This is a genomic window from Flavobacterium frigidum, from assembly GCF_048286735.1.
Taxonomy (GTDB): domain Bacteria; phylum Bacteroidota; class Bacteroidia; order Flavobacteriales; family Flavobacteriaceae; genus Flavobacterium.
Genome location: NZ_JBLVPU010000035.1, coordinates 1 through 23509, shown reverse-complemented (window position 1 = coordinate 23509; position 23509 = coordinate 1). Strand labels below are relative to the sequence as shown.

The following is a 23509-nucleotide window of genomic DNA, read 5'->3' as shown; positions in this document are numbered from 1 at the left end:
AGCCTTCGTAGCTGTTAAACATAACGAAAAACCAGCAGTGGATTTATATAATCGCACCATTGAAAAACATGGCATTAAAATGAAAAGTTATGTTGCAGTTCAAAAAAAACTGCTAGTGCTAATTTACCATATTTGGAAAAAAAATGAAGAATATGACCCAAATTATTTACAAAAAATGAATCAACATCAAGAAAATATCTCCAAACTTTTAAAAGATGAGTTAGACAAAAAAAATAGCCCCAATCAAGTTGAGGCTATACCAGATAAACAAATCATTTTTGAAAATGAAATACTTTCTATAGTTGAACAAATATATAAAAATTAAGAGAAAATAAGTTAGGATTTTAAGATAGTACCTATCCGCTGTATCTTTATTTTCTTAAAGAAAGAAAATAAAGGATGCCGCTACTATCCCTCACACAAAGCGTATTGGATAGAAAAGTTATTTTGGGAACCAATAACAATTTGTAATAGATAAAAGTAGCTTTCAATTTTTTGTCTAAAAAATTTAGTACCCGCTATTTTTATCAAGTCGAGCGCAATCGAGACCCCACTTAAAGTTTCAACTTCGCTCAACATCAAGAAATTAATTCACCTGATAAACCAATCGCACGGTAATATTAGCTGTCTTATTTTTAGATTGTGTGTTAAACGATCCACCATAAGAAAAGTCTTCAGAGGAGTTTTGACCTGTAATTTGAAAAACACCCATATCTGATTTTTTTAAACTTCCTAAATTGGCATCTGCATTTTCGGCAATACTTTTGGCTCTTGCACTGGCATCTTTCGTGGCTTCGGCAATCATTTGTATTTTTAATTCGGCTAGTTTGGTATAATAATATTCCGGTGGACTCGAGTAAAATTCAACTCCAGAATTGATTAGTTCACTGGATTGTCTCGATATTTCCTCAATTTTATTCACTTCTTTAGACTGAATATTTACGCTTTGTGTTAAGGTAAAACCAGTAAAAATTTGTTGTCTTGTGGTGCCATTTTCGTTAAAAGTAGTTTCAAAATCTTTATTAAAATTTACTGCTGAGAAAACCATTTCAGTTGTACTTATACCTTTTCCTAACAAGTAATTTTTAATCTTTTCCCGGTCTGCGTCAAGTGCTGCGTATGCTTCTTTCAACGTTGCACTTTTTTTAGAAAAAGAGCCATTCCACACAATCAAATCCGAAATGAAGTCTTTTTTTCCAGAACCCGTTACGCTTATGGTGTCGTTACTCTTGTTTCGATTCTGAAAAGCATTCGAAAATAAATACGATGAAATTATTGCTGCAATAGCGATAATTATAACGTTCAAACTGTTTTTAAGCATAGCTAATAATTTTAAATTCAATCAAATATAGTTAATAACGATTAGTTTATTAATTGCGTATAGGAATTTGAAACTATTTTTTTGCATTCGAAATTTTAACTCTTTTAGGGTTTACCAATCAATTAAAAGTCGTTATATATAGGTCCTTTTTTAGTACTTTTACAAAACAAAATACAAGTTATGACATTTGAAAATACCCTTGAATTTGCACAGCAAATGGATGCAAGAGATCCATTACAAAAATATCAGCAAGAATTTCTTTTTCCTAAGGTAAATGGAAAAAAAGTAATTTATTTTACGGGTAATTCTCTTGGTTTGCAACCCAAACGAACAAAAGCTTATGTTGATGAAGTAATGAGTGATTGGGCAAATCTTGCGGTGGAAGGACATTTTTATAGCGACAAGCCTTGGTGGGATTACCACGAACGTTTTGCAAAACCGTTGAGTAAAATTGTAGGTGCTTTGCCAAGTGAAGTGACTGTAATGAATACTTTGACAGTCAATCTTCATTTATTGATGGTTTCGTTTTACCAACCCACAAAAACAAGATATAAAATCATTTGCGAGGAGAAAGCATTTCCTTCAGATCAATATATGTTTCAAAGTCAAGTCGATTTTCATTCGCGTAACGTTGGCTTTCATCCAGATGAGGCACTTGTAGAAATCAAGCGACGCGAAGGCGAACACAACATCCGTTTAGAAGATGTGTTAGCTAAAATCAAGGAAGTTGGTAATGAGTTGGCTTTGGTTTTAATCGGCGGAGTAAATTATTATACAGGGCAAGTTTTTGATATGAAAACGATAACGGCTGCGGGTCATGAAGCGGGTGCTTATGTGGGTTGGGATTTAGCACATGCTGCGGGTAATGTAAAATTGGACTTGCACGATTGGAATGTCGATTTTGCATCTTGGTGCAGTTATAAATACATGAATTCTGGACCCGGAAACGCATCGGGATGTTTTATTCATGAAAAACACCATAATAATTCAGAGTTGCCCAGATTTGCGGGTTGGTGGGGACATAACAAAGAACGTCGCTTCAAGATGGAACAAACTTTTGATCCCGTTCCTAGTGCAGATGGTTGGCAAATCAGTAATTTACCTATATTGTCTCTTGCGCCGTATTTGGCCTCAGTCGAAATGTTTGATGAAATAGGAATGGATTCTTTGATTCAAAAAAGAAATGCTATAACCTCTTATTTAGAATTTATTTTGCACGAAATAGACAAAGAGGTCGAAAGTACTTTTGAAATCATTACTCCTTCAAATCAAGAAGAGAGAGCCTCGCAATTATCTGTATTGCTGCATGGCGAAGGACGAAGTTTGTTTGAATACCTGATGAAAAATGGTGTGATCACGGATTGGCGTGAACCAAATGTAATTCGGTTAGCACCAGTTCCTCTCTATTCTTCTTTTGAAGATATGTATCATTTTGGGCAAACATTAAAAGCGGGAATTCTTAACAAATAGAAATTCAAATATTATAAAAAAATATTTCGATTTTATAATTGATATTGTTCCGTTTCATTGTTACTTTGTAAAAATATTAATCACAAAAAATAAATAAATTATGAAAGCATTATATTTTATATTACTAGCCGCAGTTATTGTTTCTTGTCAAAATCAGGGAAAAATGGAAATTGAAAAAGCCAAATTAGCAACTGTAGATTCGATGAAAGTTGAAATGGAAAAACAAAGAGTTATTGATTCCATGCAAGTAGAGATGGCGAAAATCGAAGAAGCTAAAATTGAAACACAAAAAGAAGTTGTGGTGGTTAGACAACCAGCGACTACTACGACTACAACTACTACGCAAAGGAAAGGCATGAGCAATACAGCTAAAGGTGCTTTAATTGGTGCAGGAGTTGGAGCAGCTACAGGTGCAATTATTAGCAAGAAAAAAGTTCAAGGAGCTATTATTGGTGGTGTTGCGGGTGCAGGTGTTGGCGCTGGAACAGGAGCTATAATTGATGGAAGTAAAAATAATTAATTTTATCTTTCTAATAAAAAACGGGTGCTTAACTTCATATTGAATTTAAGCACCCTTTTTGTATAGCGTTTAGTACGAATCCATATTGGCAATGATTTCATTTGCCTTGGTCTTAATTTTAAACAATTCTTCGGGATCCATTTTCTTTAATAAATTCAACATCATTCCCATTCGTTGATTGCCCTTGAAGTAGTCTTTTTTCTCGTCAAGAAAGTTCCAGTAAAGCGTATTAAATGGACAAGCTTTATCACCAAATTTCTCTTTTACATTGTATTGGCACTTTGTACAATTATTACTCATTTTGTTGATGTAACTTCCAGAGGAAACATACGGCTTTGTTGCAATAATTCCACCATCAGCATATTGTGACATCCCACGAGTGTTAGGCATTTCTACCCATTCAATGGCATCGATATATACTCCCAGATACCACGCGTCTACCTCGTCTGGATGAATTTGAGTGAGCAAAGTAAAATTGCCAATGACCATAAGCCGCTGAATGTGATGTGCGTATGCTTCATCTAAACTCTGATTGATGGCATGACTCATACAATTCATTTTAGTTTTACCAGTCCAGAAAAAATCGGGTAGTTTATTTTTATTTTCTAGTACATTCATCTGGGCATAATTAGGCATTTCTTTCCAGTAAATTCCCCGAATGTATTCACGCCATCCCAGTATTTGTCGCACAAATCCCTCAACTTGCGAAATCGTTATGTTGGTTTCATTAGCCTGATAAAATGCAATTACGGTGTCGATTACCTCTTTTGGCGAAAGCATTTTACTGTTCATTGCAAAGGAGAGACGGGAATGAAATAGAAACTTTTCATCGGTGTGCATCGCATCTTCGTAATCGCCAAAATGCTTTAATAAATGATGACAGAAGTAATCAAGAACTTCTAATGACTGGTCTCGAGAAGTTGGCCAACTAAATTTTTTCGCATCAATATTTCCAAAAGTGAGTATTCCAGCTTCTTTTATTTGACTAACCACTTCAGTTACATCAGCGTTGAAGTTTTTTTCAATGGGTATTGGAACTTCACCTTTGTATTTTTTTCGATTGTCGTGATCAAAGTTCCATTGATTTCCCACAGGAGTAGAACCATCCATCAAAACATGGTGTTTTTTGCGCATATTCCGATAGAAATTTTCCATCAGCAATAACTTTTTACCTTCAAAAAATTGTGCTAGTTCGTGTCGCGTAGTATAAAAATGTTCAGAATCGAATGCCTCTGATGGAATTGTCAAACTTGCACCTATAGATTGCAGTTGTACATCAAGTCGGTATTCATCGGGAAGCAAATATTCAAATTTTTCAATGTTGTATTTTTCGATACAAGAGTTGATGATTTTTGCCAAATCGTTTGGATTCGAATTAGCATTGATTTGAAAATAAACGGCTTGATGCCCTTTTGATTGCAAAGAAGTGTAAAAGTTACGCATCGAAAGGAAAAATGCAACCACTTTTTGAATGTGATGCTTAACATAATCCGTTTCCTGACGCATTTCTGCCAGCACATAAATAGTATCACTATCAATTTGCTGAAACCAAGAATGTTCAGAATTTAATTGATCGCCAAGGATTAGTCGAAGTTTTTTCATAATTTATTTTTTGAAAAATGATGTGGTTGGAATTCCTTTACGTGCGTATTGATAGCGATCAATTAGTTTGGGTAAGCAATACCCATCAAGACCATTTATAGCGACTACATTTCCTTTATCTAGTTGCAACCAGCCATCTTTATGCTCTAGTTCTTCTTCAAAAAATAAGTGTTCAATAGAGGCAATCACGTGAATGGTATCGTTTTCTTTTATATGGTATTCATTTAAATATTTGCAATACAATTGCACCGGGCTTCCTTTTACAAACGGAACTTCAATAGTTGCTTTATATTCCTCTTCTAAATTGGTTTTGTCGAATTCAGAAGTGCCCAGTTCATAGTTGGCCGAGGTATGATGCGCATCAGATATCATAGCTGCCGTGATGTGGTTTATTGTAAAATATCCAGTTTCTTTAATATTTTTATAAGTATCTCTGGGAACGGTAGTGGGGCGCATGATAAAACCAATCATGGCAGGATTACTCCCTAAATGGGTAACGCTACTAAAAATAGCCACATTGGTCATCCCATCAAGGGATTTTGTCCCCAAAAGACTAGCTGATTTATAACCAGTACAAGAGTTAATTAAATTTAATCTTTCGATTTTCTCCATTTGAGAAATAGTATCTCTTGAAATATGTTTCATATTTTATATTTTGGGACAAATATACTTTTTGTTTAATTGAATTTAAAATAAACTAAACAAAATAACAGTATTATTTCTAAAGTATTTGACTCTTCAAATTAATTGTTCAAATAACTATCAAATCCTATATATTTGTTTTTCAATTTATCCAATGATGAAAATACTTAAAAAAACAGTTCTGATTTTACTCCTGATAGTTGCTTTTGTAGTGGGAGCAGCCTTAGTTTATGGTTTTTATTTAAAACCAAAATATGAAGGTGAATTGCAATTAAAAAACATTCAAAACGAAACTACCGTTTACTTTGATGAGTTTGGTGTGCCACATATTTATGCCACCAATTCCCAAGATGCTATGATGGCGCTGGGATATGTTCACGCACAAGATCGCTTGTGGCAAATGGAATTGATGCGCCGTATCGCACCTGGAAGATTATCTGAAATTTTTGGTTCAGTAGCTTTAAAGAATGATAAATTTTTCGCAGGATTGGGAATCGAAGAAGCCTCTACAAAGGCCATTGCTGCACTAGATAAAAAAAGTCAAAGCTATCAACTAACAATGGCTTATCTAGACGGAATCAATCAGTATTTGGATAACGGTAAAACGCCAATCGAGTTTAGTTTGGTTGGCATAAAAAAGGAGAAGTTCACTATTACGGATGTCTACAATATTTTTGGATACATGTCTTTTAGCTTTGCGATGGCGCAAAAATCAGACCCTTTACTTACTGATATTCGCAACAAGTATGGAATGGAGTATGTAAAAGATTTTGGAATAGATGGTTCGTTCAATACGACTAAAATTAAAAACGCTAAGGAAATACCTCAAGAATATGCAGCAATATCAAAATCAGTGGCTGCAATTTTAGATCAGTCACCAGTTTCTCCTTTCATAGGAAGCAACAGTTGGGTAATTGCTCCAGAAAAAACTAAAAACGGAAAAGTCATTTTTGCAAATGATCCACATATCGGTTTTTCGCAACCAGGAACTTGGTATGAAGCGCATATTGTAACGCCAGAATTTGAATTGTATGGTAGTTATTTGGCTGGAACTCCTTACCCTTTGTTGGGTCATAATCGGGACTATGCTTATGGCTTAACGATGTTCGAAAATGATGATATCGATTTATATCAGGAGGAAAATAATCCCAAGGATGGCAAAGCGTATAAAACACCAAATGGTTTTAGCGCATACGAAATACTTAAAAAAACAATTAAGGTTAAGGATTCATCAGATGTGGTTTTAAATGTAAAAATCACACGTCACGGTCCTGTTGTCAATGACTTAATTGATGGTTTAAAGAACGATAAGCCGGTTGCATTATCTTGGATTTACACCCAGCAACCCAGACAAATTCTCGATGCAGTTTATGAATTATCGCATGCAAAAAGCAAAACGGATTTTCAAAAAGGGGTAGCTTTAATCGCCGCTCCTGGATTGAATGTTATGTACGGGGATGCGAAGGGGAACGTAGCGTGGTGGGCTACGGGCAAGTTATACAAACATCAAGCAGGTGTCAATCCTAATTTTATTTTGGACGGCGCTAGTGGTAAAGAGGATATAAAAGAATTTTTGGATTTCTCCAAAAATCCGTCTGCAGTAAATCCAAAATGGAATTATGTCTACTCCGCAAACAATCAACCAGAGCCAGTCGATGGGTTTTCCTATCCAGGATACTATCTCCCAGAAGACAGAGCCAAACGAATTACACAATTATTAGAACCTAAATCAAATTGGGATAAAGCCGCTGTGGGTCAAATGATTTATGACAATACGTCTTCAGTCGCTCCAGAAGTAGTAAAACAATTACTTTCGAATCTTTCGCAACAAGCACTATCCAGCAATGAGAAAGAAGCGCTTGCTGTTTTAAAAAAATGGAAAGGCTCTAATAACCTTACCGATGTAGCACCTACACTATATAACAAATGGATTTATACCTATCTCAAAAATACATTCGAAGACGAACTAGGACCAGAGCAATTCAAAATGTTATTAGGGACACACATTATAAAACAAATTGTAGCGCGGCAAATTGTAAATGAAAAGTCATTGTGGTGGGATAATATCAGTACAAAAAATCTAAAGGAAACTCGAAGTCAAATTGTATCGCAATCCTTCAAAGAGTCAGTTGCAGCTTTAGAAAAACAATTAGGAAGCGCTGTTTCTAGTTGGACTTGGAACAAGGTTCATACTGTTGAGCATCAGCATCCATTGGGGAAAGTAGCCGCTTTAAGAGGTTTTTTCAATGTGGGGCCTTTTGAAGTTTCGGGATCAACAGAAGTAATTAATAATTTGTTTTTTGATTTTACTGCAGATGGGAATTATACCGTAAAAGGCGGTCCATCGACAAGACGCGTTATCGATTTTTCGGATATTGAAAACAGCTGGAGTATTTTGCCAACAGGACAATCGGGTAATCCGTTTAGTGCGCATTACAGCGACCAAGCAGCGCTTTATAATGCTGGGAAATTCAGGCGAATGTTACTAAATAAAGACGAGATTGTTAGAACTTCAACAAAATTGCTTTTTATTCCTAGTAAAAATTGATTGTTTATAAACAGCTTAAAAATATAAATCAGTAATTTTGCGTAACTTTTGATAATAAAATAATGCAAACTCATAAAAAAATAGCAGTTGTAGGTTCTGGATTAGTAGGATCTTTATTGGCTATTTATCTTCGTAAAGCGGGACATACAGTACATATTTACGACAGAAGTCCCGATATTCGAAAAATACAGTTTTCAGGTCGTTCGATCAACTTGGCCATGTCAAATAGAGGGTGGAAAGCTTTAGATGCAGTAGGAGTAGGAGATGAGATTCGGAAAATTGCCATTCCTATGGATAAAAGAGCAATTCACTTAGTTGATAAGCTTAATTTTCAAAATTACGGCCAAGAGGGCGAGACCATCGACTCGATTTCTAGAGGAATTTTGAATAGGAAGATGATTGACTTGGCAGAAGCCGCAGGCGCTGAATTCTTTTTTGAGCATAAAATATGGGATGTGTCGCTGGATACTGCAACGCTTCATATTGGTGAAACTGAACGAGGAGCATGGGAAGATAAAAAGTACGATATGGTTTTTGGTGCAGATGGTGCTTTTTCTAGAATTCGTCACCGCATGCAACGCCAAAGCATGTTTGATTATTCCCAAGAATTCTTACCTATTGGTTATAAAGAATTAAATATTCCAGCGAATGCAGATGGAACGCATAAATTAGATAAAAATTCTTTTCATATTTGGCCGCGTGGTGAATACATGCTGATTGCCTTGGCTAACTTAGATGGTAGTTTTACATGTACTTTGTTTATGCCATTTATAGGAGAAAATTCTTTTGATTCCCTGCAAACTAGAGCTTCAGTCGAAGCATTTTTTGAAAAAAACTTGCCAGATACTATTGATGTAATTCCAAAACTAGCTGAAGATTTTTTCAAGAATCCTACCAGTACATTGGTTACAATGAAATGCTATCCGTGGACTTATGAAGATAAAGTGGCACTTATTGGAGATGCAAGTCACGCTATAGTCCCGTTTTATGGACAAGGGATGAATTCTGGTTTTGAAGATATTTCTATTCTGAACGAGATGATTGAAAAGTATGGTGACGATTGGAAAACGATTTTCTCTGAATACCAAAAATCTCGTAAGCCCAATGCTGATGCAATCGCCGAACTTTCCTATCGTAATTTTTTAGAGATGAGTTCGAAAACAGCCGATGAAAATTTTCTGTTGCAAAAGAAAATTGAAAAATGGTTCTCCGATAAATATCCTGAAAAATGGATTCCATTATACAGCAGAGTGACTTTTAGTGATCGCCCCTATGCCGAAGCCTTAGCTATTGGAGATTATCAAAATGAAATTATGCAAGAGATTTTAAAAATGGAAAATATTCAAACTATTTGGAACACAAAAGAAGTAGAAGGTAAAATTATATCGCTGCTACAATAAATAATAGCAGTCGTTCTTTTGTCATGCAATAAGGACGACTGCTATTTTTTTCTATAAATTAGTCTTCTCGGTGCACTTTGTTGAAATCAAAAGCGGGCTTGCAAATAGCAATATATTCGCAGGGTTCATCAAAAGGATTCGAGTATTGCACGCGAGTGTTGCTTTCAATACGTATCGATTGGCCTGCTTCGAGTATTATAATTTCCCCTTCAATACTAAATTGTTTTTTACCTTTAATAATATAGGTGTACTCCTCGAATTCTGGCGTTTGGAAAGGTTCACTCCATTTTATAGGTGCAATCATATGCGCAATGGATATTTCTTGATTGTTGGTAGCTGCAACACCATGATGTTCTTCTATTAATTTACCATCTGTTGTGGGAACTACGAAAGGAGCTTTTTGTATAAAGTATTTTTTCATTTTAATTTTTTGAGCAATGCAAATTGCTGATTTATTATTTTTTGAATATAAAGTGAACGACCAATATCAAGAACACAAAGCCTATGGCATGATTCCATCTAAAGGTTTCGTTTTTAAAAAAAAGTGTAGAGCAAATTACAAAAACAAATAAGGCAATTATTTCTTGAATCACTTTTAATTCGAGCAAGGAAAAGGGACCTCCATTACCTCGGAACCCAATTTTATTAGCTGGAACTTGAAAAAGACATATAAAAAAAGCAACAGCCCAAGTTATCATAACGGTTGCGAATATTCCAATATTTTCTAATGATTTAAATTCCTTAAATTTCAAGTGGCCCTACCAAGCTAAAAATATAAAGATATTCGTAATGATTAATAATCCTATTGAAACAATGCCTTTCATTGCATATGATTTAATGTTATTTCTTCAAGATCTTGGCTAAAATACTAAAAGCACCTCTGATAAAACTGGCGCTGGTAACTATTTTCAATGCCGATTTACCTAGTGTTGTGGCTGTACTAGGTTCGTTTTTTTCTGACTTTGTTTCTTCCTCTTCTATGGTTTGCTCATTTGCGGCATCAATTTTTTTAATCAAAATCTCATAAGCACTATCACGATCAATTAGTTCGCTGTATTTTTTAACGAGTTTCGATTTACTATTGATTTCTTGAATTTCACTTTCGGTCAAAATGTCCATACGGCTCATAGGAGCACGCATCATTGTCGCTGCAAGCGGAGTTGGAATTCCTTTCTCATTTAGAGCTGTAACAAGTGCTTCTCCGATCCCAAGGCTAGTTATGACTTCGTCAGTTTTATAAAATTCAGATATGGGATAATTATCAGCGGTTTGTTTAATCGCTTTTCGGTCATTGGCGGTAAAAGCTCTCAATGCGTGTTGGATTTTTAGTCCCAATTGTGCGAGTACTCCACTTGGAATATCCATTGGGTTTTGAGTGATAAAGTAGATTCCAATTCCTTTCGAACGTATCAATTTGACTATAGTTTCTATTTGCTCTAATAATGCGGTACTAGCTTCATTAAAAATCAAATGAGCTTCGTCAATAAAAATTACTAATTCGGGTTGATCTGCATCTCCTTTCTCGGGCATTTGTTGATAGATTTCAGCTAACAAGCTCAGCATAAATGTCGAAAACAATTTAGGTTTGTCTTGAATATCAGTCAGCCTCAAGATGTTAATATATCCCTTTCCATTCTCATCAAAGCGCATTAAATCATCAATTTCAAAAGACTTTTCGCCAAAAAATAGTTCGGCACCTTGCTGTTCTAATTCGATGATTTTCCTTAAAATAGTTCCAGTTGTCGAAGTCGAAATTTTACCATAATTCTCCTCAATTTCTTCTTTTCCTTCCTCAGTGATGAAATTGATGACTTTTTTGATGTCTTTTAAATCCAATAAAGGCATCTTGTTATCATCGCAATATTTAAAGATTACAGCGATAACTCCTGCTTGTGTATCATTTAAATTTAAGATTCGGGAAAACAAAACGGGACCAAATTCAGAGACAGTTGCGCGAAGCCGAACACCATTTTGTTCGGATAAACTTAGTAATTCAACTGGAAAACTAGCGGTTTGATAGGGTATGTTTATTTTGGCATGGCGCTCCGTGATAAAAGCTTTCTCTTCTCCCTCTTTTGCAATTCCGCTAAAATCACCTTTGATGTCCATCATCAATACCGGTATCCCAAAAGAAGATAATTGTTCAGAAAGTACTTGAATGGTTTTTGTCTTTCCTGTACCTGTCGCACCTGCAATTAATCCATGGCGGTTTAATGTTTTTAACGGTATTTTTACGGCTGCATTACCTAATGCTTCTCCATCTAATAAGGCTCCTCCAAGAATGATACTTTCTCCTTTAGAGCTATATCCTTCAGTGATTTGTTGTGTGAAATCTTCTTTCCTGCTCATAATGGGTTTTTGTTAAATAGACTGCAAGATATTATTTTTTTATAAAAGTACAATTTTAGTGTTTACCGCAGTTTTCTTGCTTTTTTATTGTTAATGTCATAAAATAATAGTTTTCTTGCTAATTAGACTAATTTCGAAATATTGTGTTAAACTTTATTAAAAATTTATTTTATGTTTGATTTTTTTAGTCATTTTTTACGAATATCTGTATAAATGTGGTGCGATTCATAATAAATGTGTTTTTGAAATAAATTTAATTATAATTAAATTAAAAAAAGTTTTTTTATTTAAACTAAAAATATAAATTTGCCTTACTACAAGTTTAATATAACTAAGATAATTTATTTAAAACTATTAAAATTAAAAAAAATGGCAAACGTTAAAAAAGAAAAAAGTGCAAACGGAGGAGGAATGATTTCTGGAATCATTATTGTAGCGTGTATTTTTGTTGGATGGTTAATCTGGAATTTCATAATGGGTAATGGCGCTAACTTTGAAGGTGGTGTTAATACAGGTCATCCGTTACCAGGAAATATGTTAGCAATGGTATACAAAGGAGGTCCTATTGTGCCAGTTTTATTAGGATTATTATTAATGGTTGTTGTGTTTTCATTTGAGCGTTATGCTGTGATTTCAAAAGCGGCTGGTTCAGGAAACCTTGATCAATTCATGACAAGTGTACAAAGAGATATCAAAGCTGGAAATATTGAAGGAGCAATCGCTTCATGTGATAAACAAAAAGGTTCTGTTGCTAATCCTATTAAATCAGCTTTATTGAAATACCAAGAAGTTAAAAGAGAAGGTTTAGATAGTGAAGCTGCTGCTGAAACAATCCACAAAGAAATTGAAGAAGTTACTTCATTAGAAATGCCAATGTTAGAGAAACACATGACTGTACTTTCTACAATGGTATCTTTAGGTACTCTTGCAGGATTATTAGGAACAGTAACGGGGATGATTAAAGCGTTTAGCGCATTATCTGCTGCAGGTACTCCAGATCAAGCTGCTCTTGCAAATGGTATTTCTGAGGCACTTATTAACACTGCAACAGGTATTTCTACATCTGCACTTGCAATCGTAGCGTACAACTTCTTTACTTCTAAAATTGATACTTTGACTTATTCTATTGATGAGGCTGGGAATACAATTGTAAATACATACAGACACTTCAGAAGTGCTCAAAAATAATTAATAATTTAATTTGCAGAAAAACAGAAATCAGTGAAACAGATTCTGTTTTTCTTGTAAATGTAAAAAAAAATATTAATGGCTATAAAAATGAAGAAAAAAGCAGGGTCTACGGACATGACTGCTATGTGTGACGTCGCTTTTCTTTTGTTGTCTTTCTTTGTAATGACTGCAACAGCTAAGATACCGGAAGCATTGCCTGTAGATACACCGGCTTCGACAGTACAGTCTAAATTACCAGATGATAATTTAGCTACGATTACTGTAGGAAAAGGAAAAGTTTTTTACGATCTTAAAGGTAGAGAAGTAAGAAAGAAAGCTCTTGAGTTAATGGGGCAAAAGTATGGAATTGCTTTCACCGCAGAAGAATCTGAAACTTTTGGTTTAATGGAAGGTGTTGGAGTGCCAATATCAGGATTGAAACAATTAATTGCTATGAAAACGGCTGACAGAAGTAAACCAGGTGTACAATCAGGTGTGCCTAAGGATTCTTTGGACAACCAATTGCACGAATGGATCTACAATTCCCGTATTGCAAATATTGAAATTAACCAAAAGGAATTGCAAATAGCCATCAAGGGTGATGCGAAAGAAGAATATCCAGCAATCAAATTGGTTATGGATGTTTTGCAAAAACAAAAAATCAATAACTTCAATCTTGTTACTGGTTTGAGAGCTACCGAAAAATAACTAAAAAAAATACACTAAAATGGCTGAATTAAATACCGGCGACGACGGAGGCAAAAAAGGTGGTAAGGTAAGAAGTAAAAAATCAAATTCAAAAGTAGATTTGACCGCTATGGTTGATTTAGCCTTCTTATTGATTACATTCTTTATGCTTACGACTACTTTGTCAAAACCGCAATCGATGCCTTTGGGTTTGCCTGATCTAGAAGATGATCCGACTGATGTACCGATTAAAGTAGATGAAAATCGTACATTAACGGTTTTGTTAGGAGACAATGACAAGATGGTTTATTACATGGGTTTACTTGCAACTCCAATTGCTGGTCCTAAAGATATTTCTTATGGTAAAGAGGGGATTCGCAAAGAATTATTGAAAAGAAAGTTGTCAGTAGTTGAATTTACTGGTAACAAAGACAAAGGTTTGATAGTTATTATCAAACCAAGTAAAAAATCAAATTACCGTAATTTAGTTGATATACTAGATGAGATGGCTATTGTAGGTGTGCCTTCAAATGCAATTGTAAATGATTTTTCACCTGAAGAACTAAAATTGTTAGAAGGTAAATAAAATTTTCGTATTTACTCTATAACCTAATAATTAAGAAAAATGAAATTAGATATATTCACAAACCAATGGCTTGATATTGTATTCGAAGGTCGTAATAAAGCTTATGGCGCTTACGAACTAAGAAAATCAAATAACAAAACTACTGTAAGAGCACTTATATTTGGTGCAATTGTTTTTGCTATAGCAGTTAGTATGCCTCTTATTTTAGGTTTATTGCCAAATTCTTCAGATGGTGATGACACTTTAGATACAAAAATCGTTAGTATCAAATTGCCTCCAAAGAAGGAAGAAATTAAAAAAGATATTCCACCACCACCACCGCCGCCACCAAAAGTTGATCAAGTAAAATTTGTGAAACCAGTGGTTGCTAAAGCAGAGGAGGTAACAGAAGAACCACCTAAAACGGTAGAAATTAAAGATAAAAAACTAGGTGCTGAAACAATTAAAGGTGATCCTGATGCTGTTTTATCTGTTGAGCCAGTTGGTACTGGAACGGCAGCAGTAGTTGAAGAAGTTGATAACCAAATTTACAACACGGCAGGTATCGAAGTTAAACCTGATTTTCCAGGAGGAATTGAGAAATTTTACAAATTCGTTGGTAACAACTATCAAACTCCAGAAGAAGAGGGATTAAAAGGTAAAGTATATGTTACTTTTGTAGTAGAAAAAGATGGTTCATTAACAGATATCAAAGTAATAAGAGATATTGGTTACGGTACTGGAAAAGAAGCTATCCGTGTTTTGAAAAAATGTCCGAAATGGACACCTGGAGAGCAAAATGGTAAAAAAGTTAGAGTTCTGTATTCGCTTCCAATTACTATCCAATCTGCAGAATAATGTTAAATAACATACTTAATAATATTAAGAAGAAATCGCTTAAAGAGCGATTTCTTCTTGTTTTAGGAATTTTGTTTTTTTGTTTGTACCTCGTTCTAGGTTTGTTCATTATCTTTATGAATAACTTTCCTCTTGATATGCAGCCTGTTTATCGTGTTGCTTTTGGAGTTTTATTAATTGCGTATGCTTCTTTTAGATTCTTCCGAATAATTAATGATAATAATAACTAGATTATGAAAAAGTATTCTAAACTTCCAGTATTTATTTTGTTTGTAATTGTACTATTTGTTTTTGCATGTAATCAAATATCAGACAAAAATGCCAAGGAAACCATTCTTAAAGGTGAAGTTACTGTTTTTGTTGATGAAACTTTAACTCCTATTATTGAAGATCAAGTGGATGTTTTTGAAAATGAATATGAAGCTAAAGTTAAATTAATTTCTAAATCGGAAACTGAAACAGTAAATTCACTATTCAAAGATAAAGCTGCTATTGCGATCTTATCTAGAAATTTGACTGCTGAAGAATTAAGTATTTTCAAACAAAGGAAAATTAATCCTAAAGTCACGGTGTTTGCAACAGATGCAATAGCTTTTATCGCTAATAAAAACAATAAAGATACTTTGATTGCGTTGAAAGATGTAGTCAATTTTATACAAGGCAAATCAGTTCCATTTATTAAAGGATTAGTTTTTGATAATTTGAATTCAAGTACAGTTCGCTTTATGTCTGATTTAGCTAAAATTAAGGCTGTTCCAGATAAAGGTGTTTTTTCATTTAAATCTAATAACGAAGTTATTAAATACGTTTCTGAAAACGATGGTATGATTGGTGTTATTGGTGTAAATTGGTTGACACAACCGTTGCCAGGCATGCAAAAATATGTTGATAATGTAACTTCTTTAGCTGTTAAGGGATTTAAAGAGAATGGATATTACAAGCCATCACAAAATAATATAGCAGAGGGGAAATATCCTTTGGCACGTGATTTGTATATAGTCAATTGTCAAGGATATTCTGGTTTGGGAATGGGGTTTGCCTCATTTGTTGCTGGAGATGTTGGACAAAGAATAGTATTAAAATCTGGATTGTTACCGGTTCGTATTCCAACAAGGAAATTCACGATTGTAGGTAAAGACCAAAACGATAAAAAATAAATCAATTACAATTACAATGAACAAATTTAAATTCTTTAGTGTTGCATTGTTGGCCTCTGCTTTTGCAAGTCAAGCACAAGATATTAATCAAGCTAAAAAGGCTATCGATGCAGAGCAATTTGAAAGTGCTAAATCGATCTTGAAATCGATTATTAAAGCAAAACCTAGTAATGGCGCTGCTTTCTTTACTTTAGGGAATGTATACCTTACTCAAAGTATAGAAGATTCTGCTAAAATATATTTTCAAAATGGATTAAATGCATCTGAAGGTGCTAAGTTGAACCATATTGGTTTAGGTCAAATGGATCTTGATAAAAGTGATGTTATAGGAGCACAAGCAAAGTTTGCTTTGGTTACCAAAGACCTTAAAAAGAAAGACGTTCAAGAGTATGTGTTTATTGCTAGAGCGTATATGAATACTGTAAAACCTGATTTTAAAAATGCTATTGCAGTTTTGACTCGTGCAGCTGTTAATAATTCGCAAGATGCACAGCTTCAACTTGCTTTAGGTGATGCATATTATGGCGATGGCAAACAAAATGAAGCTTATGTTGCCTATAGAAGTGCTTTTCAATTAGACAATTCATTGCTTAGGGCTAAAATGCAATTGGGTGTATTACTAAAAGGAGCAAAATCGTACGATGAAGCCTTGAAAGCGTATAATGAAGTAATCGCATTGAATCCTAATTATGGTCCTGTGTACAGAGAGTTAGCTGAGACTTATTATAAAATGGCGCGTAACAAGCCATCGCAAGCTGCAGCAAATTACAAAATTGCATTAGAAAACTATGATAAGTATATGTCATTTACAGATTATTCTATTCAGTCTAGAATGCGTCGTGCTGACTTCTTAATTTTAATAGAAGATTATGCTGCACTAGAAGTAGAAGCTAACAAAATGATAGAATTGGATAAAGTTAATCCTAGGATCTATCGTTATTTAGGGTACTCTGCTTATAAAAACGGTAATGTCGATGTTGCAATAAAATCTTTGGAAAGTTTTATCAATACTCCAGGAAATAAAGCAATTGCTTTAGATTATTTGTACTTGGGGTTAACAAAAATAAAAAAAGGAACTAGTGCTGAGGGTACAACTATTGATGCAGCAGCTTTAAATTCAGGATTGGTAGATATCAAGAAGGCAGTAGACATGGAACCTTTAGCAGTTCAAGATTTAAGTGAAGTTGGTAAAAAATTATTTAGCCAAAAACTATACAAAGAAGCTGCTTTGGTTTTTGAATTTGGTGCAAATGTACCTGATTCTAGAACGTATCTTGATGATAACGTGTACTATGGCTTAGCAAATTATTATGCTAATAGTGCTAAAGATGTGAAAGCTGATGCTGTAGCTTTACAAAAAGCAGATGCTGCATTTGAAAAAGTTTTAGTAGCATCACCAACATATTATGAAGCATACTTGTATAGAGCGAGAACAAATCGTTTGCTTGAAAAAGATGATGTTATGACGAAGAATTATGAGGACTATGTAGCAAAAGTTACCACTTTAGGTGCTGATGAAGTGGCTAAGCCAGCTGTTAAAGCTAAGTTCATAGAATCGTATAACAATATGGCTGCCAGTTTTGCTAACACTGACAAGATTAAAGCTATTGAATATTTCAATAAAACATTAGCAATAGACCCAGCAAATAAGTATGCTGTAGATTCTATTAAGATATTAAAATAATTTTTTAAAGGTTAAAATTAAACCGATAGTCTACATTAGACTGTCGGTTTTTTTGTTTGTTATTGATTTGTTTTAGTTACTATTTTCAAATTAACTCATTTTCAAAATACCTATCTTTGCACTTCAAAATATAATAATGTTATTAAAAGAAATACAATTAGAAGTTAATAAAGGTGCTATGCTTCCGCTGATGGAAGAATTTTATACCATACAAGGCGAAGGATATCATACAGGAACGGCTGCATACTTTATTAGAATTGGTGGGTGTGACGTAGGTTGTCATTGGTGTGATGTTAAAGAAAGTTGGAACGCTGAATTACATCCTCCAACAGGTATTGAGTTAATTGTTTCTAATGCGAGTAAATATTCAGAGACTGTTGTTGTTACTGGTGGAGAACCTTTAATGTGGGATATGACTTTGTTGACGCAAAAGTTAAAAGAGAATAATAGAAAAGTTCATATTGAAACTTCGGGTGCATATCCGCTTACAGGAACTTGGGACTGGATTTGTTTGTCTCCAAAGAAAAATAAATTACCAACAAAAACCGTTTATGATAATGCGCATGAGTTGAAAGTTATCATTTACAATAAACATGATTTTATTTTTGCCGAAGAGCAAGCTGAAAAAGTAAATAGTAATGCTATTTTATTTTTGCAACCTGAATGGAGCAAAAAAGAAGAAATGACCCCTTTGATTGTAGATTATGTGATGAACAATCCAAAGTGGCGAGTTTCGTTGCAAACACATAAATATTTGAATATTCCTTAATACTTGAAAACCTCAAACAACAAATGGTGTTTGAGGTTTTTAATTAAATATAATTCGTGAATTAATTTGTGGAAAACTTATTACTTGTAATCCTATAGCCCTAGCCCAGATAGAAGCGGTATCCTTTTTTGTCTCATTTTTTTAAGGAGACAAAAAAGATATAGCGGATAGCTGGAAATAGCTCCTAAAATCACCAGCCTTTTTGCTTTTTCAATTCGGTGATGTGTGCTAAGTGATGATTTCCATGCCAAGCATAAGTCCCTATTATTTCCTTGATTTTAAATGCTGCGTTATTCTCAGGATGTATAAATGTTTTTTCTAAATCTTCGTTAGATAAACTAGTCATTAAATACGCCAAACGAAAGTGCAATCCTTCCAGAAAGGAAAGGGTAGGCTGAACGGGCATCGTTAAATTATCATGTAATTCAGCCCAACGATCTTCATGATAGAATTTTATTATTGGATTTTTCTCGGTCAGCGCCCATTTTATTCTAGTGAAACAATTCATGTGACTATCTGCACAATGATGAATTACTTGACGGATTGTCCAACCATCTTGACGATATGGTGTTTCGAGTTGCTTTTCGGTTAAGTGAAGTACTTCTTTTTTCAATCGTTCAGGGAAACTCCCGATTTCGGCTATTTTATTAGTTATATATTCTCCTGAATAGATTTTGGGTGCGATAAATCTCCCAATAGGATAACGTAAATGTTCTAATGTTGAGTTTTCCATTTTATAAATGTATTTTAAATCGAAAGCTTCGCTAAATAGTCATAATGTTCCCCTTCAAGAATTAACTCGCTTTTTAATCCATTGGCGAAAGCCGCATTTTGTAACGTGTTATAATCTAAGTAAAGCCAAGGAAATTCATCTTCTTTTTCATTTTTATAGCGTATTGTAAAAGTTAATTCTCCATAGTAACCGTTACTTGGAATCCATTTACCTCCATCTTTATCGTTGTCAAACATATAAATGATATCCGAAGAATCGATTAAAATTTGTCCGTCTGGGTTTAGCAAACTTTTTAGTTTTTGTAAAAATGGAGAGGTTTCTTTTAATGTTCCAAAAATACCGGTACCATTCATTAATAACAAAATGGTATCAAATTTATTTTCAGGATTATCAGAGTCCATCTCAAGAATATTTTGAACGTGAGTATTTTTCAATCCTCGTTGGTTACAGGCTTCTATTGCATTTGGAGAAATATCAATGGAACAAACCTCAAGATTTCTTTCGTTTTGTAAATACAAACTATGGCTTCCTGCTCCACAACCTACATCGAGAATTTTCCCCTTTGCTAGTTGCAAGGCTTTTTGCTCCAGTTTTGGCATTTCATTATAAGTACGAAATAGATATTCAACACTCATTTCATCTTCTTCAGAAATAGAGGTTTCTGTGATTAAATCTTCCGGGGAATTATTAGTTTGGAAATCAAGTATGGCTTTGCCAAAAAGGTCTTTCATAGTCTTTGTAAGGAACGAAGCAATCGCGCCTAGTTATTTAGTTATTACTGCAGAAGTTGATTACTTTTGTGGTTCAAACTTTAAATTTTAAACTTGAAACACATACTAAACAATCTCCCTAAAGAAGCCAAAGATAAGCATATCGAAAATAAAAAGTATTTCGATAAGTTGAAAAAGAAGACGCCAAAGAATTTAGATTATGTGATGCAGGACTTGCATGATGCTGAATTTAAGAAAACAGACTGTCTAAAATGTGCCAATTGTTGTAAAACGACAGGGCCATTATTTACGGATGCAGATATTGAGCGTGTTTCAAAATATCTTAGACAAAAACCACAACAGTTTATTGAGCAATATCTGCAAATCGATGAAGACAGAGATTATGTGTTGCAAAGCGTCCCGTGTACTTTTCTGGATAATGAAAATGCGTGTATGATTTATGATGTTCGTCCAAAAGCATGCAGAGAATTTCCACATACGGATAGAAAAAAGTTTCAACAGATCACTGATTTAACATTGAAAAATGTAGCTATTTGTCCAGCTGCTTTTAATATTGTAGAAGAAATGAAGAAAAAACTGCCTCTTCTTTAGTCATAAAGTCATAAGTTTTAAAGTCATAATGAGAATAATTTGAAAGTTAAATATCATTTTGAAAGTACTTTAGGACTTTTGACTTTAAAACGTTAGACTAATATATCAAATACTTCTTTCTCATTTCCTTAAACGCTTCTAATCCTTGCTTCCAGCTTTCTCTGATGTTATCTTCTGAAATACCTGCTTCTATTTGCTGTTGTAATTTTTTAGTTCCTGCAAGTTTGGTGAAAAAAGGATTGAAGAATTTTGATTTGTCCGTTGTGGTTTGATACGCTTTGATTAACCATTTCAATTTAAGCTGATTCAGCCTTGAATAGTTTGATAAATCTTCGCCATAACAAAGTACTCCATTATAAACAGGATTTTGTGCGCCTAAATTTGGTTTAGGAGTAAAACTAAAGTCACTTTTTGGTAAATAAGGAGAGCCATAAATTTGAAATTGGTTTTCAGTTCCACGACCCACACTTACATTCGTGCCTTCAAAAAGGCATAAACTCGCGTAAAGATTCACAGCTTGATCATTCGGAAGATTTGGCGATGGTTTTACAGGTAAACTATAATTCATTTTTCTGTTGTAATTACCGCAGGGAATAATAGTCAGTTTGCATTGCAATTCATTCTTTAACCATTGCTCGCCATTAATCATTTGTGCATATTCGCCAATTGTCATTCCGTGAAGCAAAGGAATAGGATGCATACCTACAAAACTGCTAAATTCTTTTTCAAGAATTGGTCCATCCACAGTACGTCCGTTCGGATTTGGTCGGTCAAGAATTAATAGCGCAATTTTATTTTCGGCACAAGCTTCCATTATGTAATGTAAGGAAGAAATATACGTATAAAATCGTGCTCCCACATCTTGCAAATCAAAAACCATAATGTCAATACCTGCGAGTTGCTCTAGTTTTGGTTTTTTGTTATCGCCATATAGCGAAATAATGGAAAGTCCAGTTTTAGAATCTTTTCCGTCAACGATATGTTCGCCCGCATCAGCAGTTCCCCGAAAACCGTGTTCTGGTGCAAATATTTTTTGGATAGCAATATTTTTTTCTAAAAGAAAGTCGACCAAATGTGTTTTATTAGAGAGAATACCAGTCTGATTGGTTACAATCCCAATTTGCTTGTTGTTTAATAATGGCAAATAGTTGTTGTAATTATCTGCTCCAGTTTTTATTTCTGTTTTTGGTTTGTCATTAACTATTTCTAAATCTGATTTTGTATTTATCCTTGCGTCTGTTTTTATGGCAGAACAGGAAGTCGAAATGATTGTTAGCAATATAAAACTAAGCGATATTTTAAATAATGAGTTCATATATAGGTTCAAATAAAAGTAAGGCCAATTAGTGTAATTCGTGTTTTAGCTGTATTTTTGGCTTTAGCAACGCAAACTAGCGAAGCAAATCCAAATTAGAAAAGCAATCAAATTGAATTTAGAATACTTCATCGCAAAGCGGCTCATTACTACCAAAGATTATAAAAGTAGCATTTCTACGCCAATTATAAAAATTGCTATTTCAGCAATTGCTATTGGTATGATTATGATGATTGTTTCGGTAGCTACAGGAATCGGATTGCAACAAAAAATTCGAGAAAAAGTATCGGCTTTCAATGGACATATCATTATTTCGAATTACGATAATAATCAATCCGAAGTTACGCTGACGCCAATTTCTAAAAACCAAGATTTTTATCCCAAGTTTAAAACCGTACCAGGAGTAGAGCATATTCAAGCGATTGCTAGTAAAGCTGGAATCATAAGGACTGAAACCGCATTCGAAGGAATTATTTTTAAAGGAGTTGGTACTGATTACAAGTGGGATAATATAAAGGAGTACTTAGTTAATGGACGTATTCCAAACATCAATGGGAAAATAAACGAAGAAGTAGTGATTTCTCAATTTATTGCTAACCGATTGAATTTAAAAGTAGGTGACGCTTTCAATACTTTTTTCATGAAGGAGAAAGGATATAATTTGCGTAATTTTAATATTGTTGGAATTTTCAATTCAGGTTTTCAAGAGTTTGATGCAACTTTTATAATAGGCGACATTCGTCACATGCAGCGAATCAATAAATGGACTCCAGATCAAATAGGTGCTTTTGAAGTTTTTGTAGATGACTTTAATGCAATAGAATCAACAGGAGAGCAAGTTTATGCACAAACCGCTTCCACACTAGACAGTAAAACTATAATCGAAAAATACAGTTATATATTCGAATGGCTTCAATTATTCGATTTCAACATCATTGTTATCTTAGCAGTCATGATTCTCGTAGCCACAATAAATATGGTTGTAGCATTACTAGTCCTCATTCTCGAGCGAACACAAATGATAGGAATTTTAAAGGCGTTAGGAGCTACAAATTGGTCGATTCGAAAAATATTTTTATACAATTCCCTTTACCTTATTTGCAGAGGATTATTTTGGGGAAATCTAATTGGTATTTCATTATTGTTAGTTCAGCAGCAATTTGGAATAATTCAACTTCCGCCAGAGAACTACTATGTCAATCAAGCACCAGTGTATCTAAACTGGGGATACATCCTTTTGTTAAATGTACTAACGGTGTCTGTGTGTTTTTTGGCTCTGTTAATCCCCTCCTATATAATAACAAAAATATCGCCTGTAAGCGCGATACGTTTCGATTAATTTTTTTTGGCGTTCCTCCTTATATATAGAAAGGCGATTATCGAAAAGGATAATCGCC

22 protein-coding genes and 1 pseudogene are annotated in these 23509 nt (G+C 34.2%); 14 read left to right on the top strand and 9 right to left on the bottom strand.

All coding sequences use genetic code 11. The features are described from left to right. Positions 1–325, top strand: a pseudogene (locus ACNQGO_RS15155) (hypothetical protein); the annotation flags it as partial. Positions 326–586: 261 nt separating this feature from the next. Here ACNQGO_RS15155 and ACNQGO_RS15150 read toward each other — a convergent pair. After that, a complete protein-coding gene (locus tag ACNQGO_RS15150; protein ID WP_417985787.1) occupies positions 587–1321 on the bottom strand; it encodes an SIMPL domain-containing protein in 735 nt (244 codons plus the stop codon). Between the two features lie 180 nt (positions 1322–1501). Between ACNQGO_RS15150 and kynU the strand changes: the two genes are divergently transcribed. Beyond that, positions 1502–2791 (top strand): kynureninase, encoded by a 1290-nt coding sequence (gene kynU, locus ACNQGO_RS15145; RefSeq protein WP_417985786.1) that lies wholly within the window; start codon positions 1502–1504, stop codon positions 2789–2791. A 100-nt stretch (positions 2792–2891) separates the two neighbouring features. Further along, entirely contained in the window at positions 2892–3311 is a 420-nt protein-coding gene (locus ACNQGO_RS15140) for a YMGG-like glycine zipper-containing protein (protein ID WP_417985785.1), read from the top strand. Between the two features lie 69 nt (positions 3312–3380). Here the strand turns inward: ACNQGO_RS15140 and ACNQGO_RS15135 are convergent, their stop codons facing one another. Both ACNQGO_RS15135 and ACNQGO_RS15130 read right to left on the bottom strand, forming a co-directional pair. Then, positions 3381–4913 carry a cryptochrome/photolyase family protein gene (locus ACNQGO_RS15135; RefSeq protein ID WP_417985784.1) on the bottom strand — a complete coding sequence of 511 codons (1533 nt, stop codon included), beginning with the start codon at positions 4911–4913 and terminating at the stop codon, positions 3381–3383. Positions 4914–4916: 3 nt separating this feature from the next. Continuing rightward, positions 4917–5558: a flavin reductase family protein gene (locus ACNQGO_RS15130; RefSeq protein ID WP_417985783.1), complete on the bottom strand. Its 642-nt coding sequence runs from the start codon at positions 5556–5558 to the stop codon at positions 4917–4919. A gap of 154 nt (positions 5559–5712) precedes the next feature. On the opposite strand from ACNQGO_RS15130, the gene ACNQGO_RS15125 reads away from it, so the two are divergent. Continuing rightward, the gene (locus ACNQGO_RS15125) at positions 5713–8103 is read left to right on the top strand and encodes a penicillin acylase family protein (RefSeq protein ID WP_417985788.1); all 2391 of its coding nucleotides are present in this window, start codon (positions 5713–5715) and stop codon (positions 8101–8103) included. A gap of 62 nt (positions 8104–8165) precedes the next feature. Continuing rightward, complete coding sequence (locus tag ACNQGO_RS15120) at positions 8166–9503, top strand: FAD-dependent oxidoreductase (RefSeq protein WP_417985782.1); 1338 nt, start codon at positions 8166–8168, stop codon at positions 9501–9503. A gap of 58 nt (positions 9504–9561) precedes the next feature. Here ACNQGO_RS15120 and ACNQGO_RS15115 read toward each other — a convergent pair whose 3' ends face one another. The 3 genes from ACNQGO_RS15115 to ACNQGO_RS15105 form a co-directional block, all read right to left on the bottom strand. Beyond that, positions 9562–9924, bottom strand: a complete 363-nt coding sequence (locus ACNQGO_RS15115; RefSeq protein WP_417985781.1) for a cupin domain-containing protein — start codon at positions 9922–9924, stop codon at positions 9562–9564. Positions 9925–9958: 34 nt separating this feature from the next. Then, the gene (locus ACNQGO_RS15110) at positions 9959–10255 is read right to left on the bottom strand and encodes a DMT family protein (RefSeq protein ID WP_417985780.1); all 297 of its coding nucleotides are present in this window, start codon (positions 10253–10255) and stop codon (positions 9959–9961) included. An 88-nt stretch (positions 10256–10343) separates the two neighbouring features. Next, positions 10344–11852 (bottom strand): helicase HerA-like domain-containing protein, encoded by a 1509-nt coding sequence (locus ACNQGO_RS15105; RefSeq protein WP_417985779.1) that lies wholly within the window; start codon positions 11850–11852, stop codon positions 10344–10346. A 369-nt stretch (positions 11853–12221) separates the two neighbouring features. Here ACNQGO_RS15105 and ACNQGO_RS15100 point away from each other — a divergent pair, with 369 nt between their 5' ends. From ACNQGO_RS15100 to ACNQGO_RS15070, 7 genes are all read left to right on the top strand, one after another. Further along, a complete protein-coding gene (locus ACNQGO_RS15100) occupies positions 12222–13040 on the top strand; it encodes a MotA/TolQ/ExbB proton channel family protein (protein WP_309759170.1) in 819 nt (272 codons plus the stop codon). Between the two features lie 90 nt (positions 13041–13130). Further along, complete coding sequence (locus tag ACNQGO_RS15095) at positions 13131–13730, top strand: ExbD/TolR family protein (RefSeq protein ID WP_417985778.1); 600 nt, start codon at positions 13131–13133, stop codon at positions 13728–13730. Between the two features lie 19 nt (positions 13731–13749). Continuing rightward, positions 13750–14295: an ExbD/TolR family protein gene (locus ACNQGO_RS15090; protein WP_417948163.1), complete on the top strand. Its 546-nt coding sequence runs from the start codon at positions 13750–13752 to the stop codon at positions 14293–14295. A gap of 39 nt (positions 14296–14334) precedes the next feature. Continuing rightward, positions 14335–15132, top strand: coding sequence for an energy transducer TonB (locus tag ACNQGO_RS15085; RefSeq protein ID WP_417969025.1), 798 nt, complete (start codon positions 14335–14337; stop codon positions 15130–15132). Between the two features lie 233 nt (positions 15133–15365). After that, positions 15366–16289 carry a PstS family phosphate ABC transporter substrate-binding protein gene (locus ACNQGO_RS15080; protein ID WP_417985777.1) on the top strand — a complete coding sequence of 308 codons (924 nt, stop codon included), beginning with the start codon at positions 15366–15368 and terminating at the stop codon, positions 16287–16289. Between the two features lie 16 nt (positions 16290–16305). Further along, positions 16306–17973: a hypothetical protein gene (locus tag ACNQGO_RS15075; RefSeq protein WP_417985776.1), complete on the top strand. Its 1668-nt coding sequence runs from the start codon at positions 16306–16308 to the stop codon at positions 17971–17973. A 136-nt stretch (positions 17974–18109) separates the two neighbouring features. Then, positions 18110–18742 (top strand): 7-carboxy-7-deazaguanine synthase QueE, encoded by a 633-nt coding sequence (locus ACNQGO_RS15070; protein WP_417985775.1) that lies wholly within the window; start codon positions 18110–18112, stop codon positions 18740–18742. Between the two features lie 190 nt (positions 18743–18932). Here the strand turns inward: ACNQGO_RS15070 and ACNQGO_RS15065 are convergent, their stop codons facing one another. Together ACNQGO_RS15065 and ACNQGO_RS15060 are read right to left on the bottom strand one after the other, a co-directional pair. After that, entirely contained in the window at positions 18933–19475 is a 543-nt protein-coding gene (locus ACNQGO_RS15065; protein ID WP_417985774.1) for a YfiT family bacillithiol transferase, read from the bottom strand. A gap of 14 nt (positions 19476–19489) precedes the next feature. Beyond that, the gene (locus tag ACNQGO_RS15060) at positions 19490–20206 is read right to left on the bottom strand and encodes a class I SAM-dependent methyltransferase (RefSeq protein WP_417985773.1); all 717 of its coding nucleotides are present in this window, start codon (positions 20204–20206) and stop codon (positions 19490–19492) included. 93 nt (positions 20207–20299) lie between these two features. Between ACNQGO_RS15060 and ACNQGO_RS15055 the strand changes: the two genes are divergently transcribed. Further along, positions 20300–20797, top strand: coding sequence for a YkgJ family cysteine cluster protein (locus ACNQGO_RS15055; protein WP_417985772.1), 498 nt, complete (start codon positions 20300–20302; stop codon positions 20795–20797). Between the two features lie 97 nt (positions 20798–20894). Here the strand turns inward: ACNQGO_RS15055 and ACNQGO_RS15050 are convergent, their stop codons facing one another. Then, a complete protein-coding gene (locus ACNQGO_RS15050; RefSeq protein ID WP_417985771.1) occupies positions 20895–22112 on the bottom strand; it encodes an exo-beta-N-acetylmuramidase NamZ family protein in 1218 nt (405 codons plus the stop codon). 112 nt (positions 22113–22224) lie between these two features. Between ACNQGO_RS15050 and ACNQGO_RS15045 the strand changes: the two genes are divergently transcribed. After that, entirely contained in the window at positions 22225–23451 is a 1227-nt protein-coding gene (locus ACNQGO_RS15045; RefSeq protein WP_417976139.1) for an ABC transporter permease, read from the top strand. The last annotated feature ends 58 nt before the right edge of the window (positions 23452–23509 follow it).

Excerpts from the sequence above, each read along its gene's own strand:
- ACNQGO_RS15150 (WP_417985787.1), bottom strand. The coding sequence starts at position 1,321 with ATGCTTAAAAACAGTTTGAACGTTATAATTATCGCTATTGCAGCAATA.
- kynU (WP_417985786.1), top strand. The coding sequence starts at position 1,502 with ATGACATTTGAAAATACCCTTGAATTTGCACAGCAAATGGATGCAAGA.
- ACNQGO_RS15140 (WP_417985785.1), top strand. The coding sequence starts at position 2,892 with ATGAAAGCATTATATTTTATATTACTAGCCGCAGTTATTGTTTCTTGT.
- ACNQGO_RS15135 (WP_417985784.1), bottom strand. The coding sequence starts at position 4,913 with ATGAAAAAACTTCGACTAATCCTTGGCGATCAATTAAATTCTGAACAT.
- ACNQGO_RS15130 (WP_417985783.1), bottom strand. The coding sequence starts at position 5,558 with ATGAAACATATTTCAAGAGATACTATTTCTCAAATGGAGAAAATCGAA.
- ACNQGO_RS15125 (WP_417985788.1), top strand. The coding sequence starts at position 5,713 with ATGAAAATACTTAAAAAAACAGTTCTGATTTTACTCCTGATAGTTGCT.
- ACNQGO_RS15120 (WP_417985782.1), top strand. The coding sequence starts at position 8,166 with ATGCAAACTCATAAAAAAATAGCAGTTGTAGGTTCTGGATTAGTAGGA.
- ACNQGO_RS15115 (WP_417985781.1), bottom strand. The coding sequence starts at position 9,924 with ATGAAAAAATACTTTATACAAAAAGCTCCTTTCGTAGTTCCCACAACA.
- ACNQGO_RS15105 (WP_417985779.1), bottom strand. The coding sequence starts at position 11,852 with ATGAGCAGGAAAGAAGATTTCACACAACAAATCACTGAAGGATATAGC.
- ACNQGO_RS15100 (WP_309759170.1), top strand. The coding sequence starts at position 12,222 with ATGGCAAACGTTAAAAAAGAAAAAAGTGCAAACGGAGGAGGAATGATT.
- ACNQGO_RS15095 (WP_417985778.1), top strand. The coding sequence starts at position 13,131 with ATGAAGAAAAAAGCAGGGTCTACGGACATGACTGCTATGTGTGACGTC.
- ACNQGO_RS15090 (WP_417948163.1), top strand. The coding sequence starts at position 13,750 with ATGGCTGAATTAAATACCGGCGACGACGGAGGCAAAAAAGGTGGTAAG.
- ACNQGO_RS15085 (WP_417969025.1), top strand. The coding sequence starts at position 14,335 with ATGAAATTAGATATATTCACAAACCAATGGCTTGATATTGTATTCGAA.
- ACNQGO_RS15080 (WP_417985777.1), top strand. The coding sequence starts at position 15,366 with ATGAAAAAGTATTCTAAACTTCCAGTATTTATTTTGTTTGTAATTGTA.
- ACNQGO_RS15075 (WP_417985776.1), top strand. The coding sequence starts at position 16,306 with ATGAACAAATTTAAATTCTTTAGTGTTGCATTGTTGGCCTCTGCTTTT.
- ACNQGO_RS15070 (WP_417985775.1), top strand. The coding sequence starts at position 18,110 with ATGTTATTAAAAGAAATACAATTAGAAGTTAATAAAGGTGCTATGCTT.
- ACNQGO_RS15065 (WP_417985774.1), bottom strand. The coding sequence starts at position 19,475 with ATGGAAAACTCAACATTAGAACATTTACGTTATCCTATTGGGAGATTT.
- ACNQGO_RS15060 (WP_417985773.1), bottom strand. The coding sequence starts at position 20,206 with ATGAAAGACCTTTTTGGCAAAGCCATACTTGATTTCCAAACTAATAAT.
- ACNQGO_RS15050 (WP_417985771.1), bottom strand. The coding sequence starts at position 22,112 with ATGAACTCATTATTTAAAATATCGCTTAGTTTTATATTGCTAACAATC.